We start from the raw sequence: 1,316 nt of genomic DNA, 5'->3' as shown, positions 1-1,316 counted from the left end.
CACTACAAAGAACGTGGATGCCCGGGACAAGCCCACGGCTGTCCGGTTGAGCCATCAGCATAGGCTGAGGCTCAACTGTGACTGATCTTGAGGGATGGATTTCGGCTCGATCAGGGTTTGGATTGATCTGCGGTGCATGAGGTTGGCGCGGACGAGCCTTGCGAAGACGAGGGGGCTTCGAACGGCTTTCTGAGTGGCCTGGGCCAGGCTAAGCAGCAGAAAGGCGATCAGGGCGACGGCGATCTGGATCCGCACAGCATTCTCGGAGGTGCCGACGCAGCGAGTGATCTTCAGGGTCTGCTTGACCCAGCGAAAGAACAGCTCGATAGCCCAACGCCGGCGATAGAGCCCGGCGATGTTCTCGGCGGAGGCATCAAGGTCATTCGACAGGATGCGCAACACCTTGCCAGTGTCGGTCATGACCCGCACCTCGCGCACGGCATCCTGCATCGGATTGCACCGGCTCTTGGCCTGACGCACGGGCAAGAAGCCGATCCGGTCGGAGAGGATGTTGCTGCCGGCGGCGACTTCGAGCTCCTCGACGACGTCCAGCGGCGTATTGGATTTGAAGCGGGTGACGATCCGGCAACCGGCGGCGTCGAGCGCGGCCCACCAGAGATAGTCGTAATAGCCGAGATCGAAGACATAGGTTGCGCCCGGATCGATCGGCATCTGATGGGCCGCCGTGATATCGTTGACGTTGGCCGCGGTAACCGCCGCATAGATCGGCCGATCCGCGTCGGCGTCGTAGATCACATGCACCTTGGCGCCGCAGACCCCAGCCGAGAGCTGCGCCCAATCGGCGCTGTGTCCGTTCAGCCGCACGCTGGTGCTGTCGATCAGATAGACCGCCTCGGCCATCTTACGCCGCAAGCCGCGGTGAGCCTGCTTCATCATCAGGGCCAAAAGATCGGCGAACACCGTGAAAGGCCGATTGGCGTTGGCGTCGGAGAAGGTTGACCGCCGGACCGGCGCTGCGCCGAGGTGATAAAGCCGCGCTTCATGGCTCGAAAGACCCGTCACAATCTCGCGCAGCCCCGACGCCCCCGAAAGTTGACCGTACAGCAACGCCACGAACTGCAGCTTGGTCGGCAGCCGCCGCACTCGAGCATCCGCATCATGTTCTTCCACAAGCGCCTCAAACTGACGCCACGGCATCAGCTTCAGAATGTCGCGGAATACTGTATTGTGATGCGGCATGGCGATGACCTCTTGTCGTGTCCCGGAACGCTTGCAGACGTCCAGAACCGACTAGAATCAACGCCATGCGCTCTGTCCAGAAAATCTAAACCGGACAGCCGTGGGACAAGCCCGGG

At 61.6% G+C, this 1,316-nt stretch carries 1 protein-coding gene; it reads right to left on the bottom strand.

From position 1 onward, the window contains the following. Positions 1-54: 54 nt before the first annotated feature. Positions 55-1,200 carry an IS4 family transposase gene (locus AC630_RS42460; protein ID WP_074124407.1) on the bottom strand — a complete coding sequence of 382 codons (1,146 nt, stop codon included), beginning with the start codon at positions 1,198-1,200 and terminating at the stop codon, positions 55-57. Positions 1,201-1,316 lie beyond the last annotated feature (116 nt).

The organism is Bradyrhizobium sp. AS23.2 (assembly GCF_001908185.1).
In the GTDB taxonomy this organism is placed as follows: Bacteria; Pseudomonadota; Alphaproteobacteria; order Rhizobiales; family Xanthobacteraceae; genus Bradyrhizobium.
This window is presented reverse-complemented; position numbering and strand designations above follow the sequence as displayed.

What these genes read in the sequence shown, in the direction of transcription:
- AC630_RS42460 (WP_074124407.1), bottom strand. Translation starts at nt 1,200, where the DNA reads ATGCCGCATCACAATACAGTATTCCGCGACATTCTGAAGCTGATGCCG.